We start from the raw sequence: 2,974 nt of genomic DNA on the forward strand, positions 1-2,974 counted from the left end.
TGAAGGACGGCAAGCCTGAATGCTTTATCAACGCCTACCCTTGTGTCGATAGTCCTTATGGTTTGACGTGCAAAATCGAGCGCATGATTGTCAATGACAACACTCACGATGCCGTCTTACGCTTACGCACCGCTGATGGCAGCATTATTTATGCTTTCGACCAGCTGTATACCGCTAACCGTCATTTATATCAGCAAGATACGGCTTATTACGTGAACTTTAGTGCGTGGGCGCATGAGATTAAGCTGAGTGAACAAGACGAAGTGATTATGGTCGAAGACCAAGAAGCCATTCGCTACCATCGCGCTTTTAACGACATCGTCGCCGCCAACGATGGAAAAATGCCTGACGATTTACAAGAGCAAATCAAAGCGTGGCAGCCTGAAACCAAACAACAAATGGCGCCCGTCGAGATTAATCTTGGTCATATGTGCGCGTATTTGTTCGGCGATACCATAGGGCAAGAAGACGAAGCTTGGTGTCAAGGTCAGGTGCTTGGTAAGCAAGAAACACTATTTAATGGTCAGACTATCATCTTATTTGATGTGGTGGTACTGCGCGAGCAAGATGCCGACCCGTTTGTCATTCGTATCGGCGCACCTAAAACCGAAGCCACCGCTGCTATTGAAGTGCATGATTATGTACAGGCCAATATTTGGCTACAAGCGGCGATTTACAAAGAAAACCAAAAACCACAAACAACTGCGCAACAATCAAAAGCCAGCTGATTCAGCAGTTAAGTTACTATTAAACTTTTCGATAAAAAAGCCCTTAATTCAGATTAAGGGCTTTTCTTATGCTAAACGTTATTGATACAAAAATGAAAAACAGGCCATTAAGCTAAGGTAGTCATTGACTTGATATTACTATAAAGCTCTTTTTGCTCAGCACTAGGACGCGCCGTTTGTACCGCCATTAATTGTGACATATCACCTTCGACACGGATTTTACCGGCCATAAAGGCACCCATGATTTCATTGGTATCAAAGTTGGTTATGATAGATTGCAGCAAGCTACGATCCAATAATAAGGTTGTGGTTGCCTTATCATTCAAACCGCGATGCAGTAAGCCGTCAGCAAAGCTTGCTTCGATATCTTGCTCCGTATCGGTAACTTTTAAGTTCACCACCATATTGGCAAGCGCTGGTGGTAAATTTAATTCACCGGCTTCTTGACCCATTTTCTCAACTTGCTGAAACCATTCGTCTGTCAAAAAAACTGCCATATTATTATCCTTAATACCTATTATTTATGAGGTTATTTATGAAGGTAGACTTGTGCCAGCATACGGCTAAGCCTAACCACTATTTAAAAGTTCAAAATATTCGTTAATATCAGTATAAAGCACTTGGTTAGCGATAATACAAGGCGTCATTATAAGGTGCGATTCGATGATAAGTAAAACCTATTTATAGCGCAAATGCTGCTATTGTTACAAAACCACCGCTTAATTGTATTTTTTGCGCCAAAAAGTACTATCTTTTTTCACCCCTAGAATAGTAGGGAAATTGGGTATAAAATAGGTGTATAACGCTGAAAGATTATATCGTTCGTAACTATTTTTACCAAAGAGTTTGTATTTTGGCGCATAGTTCTGATGATATTTGATTAGGTTTGCGTTACAATACCCTTAAACAGAGTCGGGAGTTTTAACTAAACATTACGTAAACATGGTTTTTGTCAGCCGCCGCTAGCATACATTGATGGTGTACAAGTTTTTTATCACCAATTGAATATCAGTATCTATCTTCGTTCATACTGGCTTTTTAGCAGTAATAATTAAGATACATACTCAGCCTCAATAGATGTTTGATGCTCAAGGAAGGCACATTGTCTTATCAAATCTAACCATTTATTATTTATTAATCATCCCTCTATCATTTAGCTGTGAGCGCAGTGCGTTTATATTGCCGCCCTCAACTCAGCAGTAATCGCTGAACATTAGCGTAGGTTTGATTTAATAGTAAATAAGGTATCGATAATAAGATTTGGCGAAAACAACATGTACCGCAACCATAATCTGCTTATAATTTTTTATAATATAGAGGCCGCGGAGAGTTAGTTAATTCTGTTGATAATTCGGGCTGTAAAGGAATCATCCAATGAGTTTACAAAACACAGCAGTCGCCCCAATTGACCGTGAGTATGAAATCACTGTCGTAAGATTCTTTACGATAATGGCCGTGATATGGGGCATCGTCGGCATGAGTATTGGTGTGTTCATTGCTTCACAGTTAGCATGGCCAGCACTAAACTTTGACATTCCATGGCTGACATTCAGTCGTCTAAGACCGCTACACACTAACGCGGTTATCTTTGCATTCGGTGGCTCTGCCCTGTTCGCAACCTCTTATTATGTGGTACAGCGTACCTGTAAGACGAGACTATTCGCTCCTTATTTAGCTTGGTTTACCTTTTGGGGTTGGCAAGCGGTTATCGTCGCAGCGGTGATTACTCTTCCTTTAGGTCTGACATCGACCAAGGAATACGCTGAGCTTGAGTGGCCAATCGATATCTTGATTGCTTTGGTATGGATTTCTTATGCCATCGTGTTCTTCGGTACGCTCATCAAACGTAGAACTTCACACATTTATGTGGCTAACTGGTTCTTTGGCGCATTTATTATTACGATTGCTCTACTGCATATCGTAAATAGTATGGCCATCCCTGTTAGTGCGTTTAAATCTTACTCATTATTTGGCGGTGCGACCGATGCGATGGTGCAGTGGTGGTACGGGCATAATGCGGTAGGTTTTTACTTAACAGCCGCGTTCCTTGGAATGATGTATTACTTCGTTCCAGTTCAGATTGGTCGTCCTATTTATTCTTATCGTTTGTCTATCGTTCACTTTTGGGCATTGATTGCTTCATACATGTGGGCTGGTGGTCACCATTTGCATTATTCAGCGCTTCCAGATTGGACGCAGTCTCTAGCAATGGTGTTCTCAATCATCCTATTTGCGCCATCTTGGGG

The 2,974-nt window shown here is 41.4% G+C and carries 2 protein-coding genes and 1 pseudogene; 2 read left to right on the forward strand and 1 reads right to left on the reverse strand.

Annotated features, from left to right (window positions below):
• A partial coding sequence (locus V7D75_RS04865; protein WP_333613642.1) for a hypothetical protein occupies positions 1-728 on the forward strand: 728 nt, incomplete at its 5' end.
• A gap of 107 nt (positions 729-835) precedes the next feature.
• Here the strand turns inward: V7D75_RS04865 and V7D75_RS04870 are convergent.
• Entirely contained in the window at positions 836-1,225 is a 390-nt protein-coding gene (locus tag V7D75_RS04870; protein ID WP_333613643.1) for an SCP2 sterol-binding domain-containing protein, read from the reverse strand.
• Positions 1,226-2,204: 979 nt separating this feature from the next.
• On the opposite strand from V7D75_RS04870, the pseudogene V7D75_RS04875 reads away from it, so the two are divergent.
• Positions 2,205-2,974 (forward strand): annotated as a pseudogene (locus V7D75_RS04875) (cbb3-type cytochrome c oxidase subunit I); the annotation flags it as partial.

This window comes from Psychrobacter sp., from assembly GCF_036731945.1.
In the GTDB taxonomy this organism is placed as follows: domain Bacteria; phylum Pseudomonadota; class Gammaproteobacteria; order Pseudomonadales; family Moraxellaceae; genus Psychrobacter.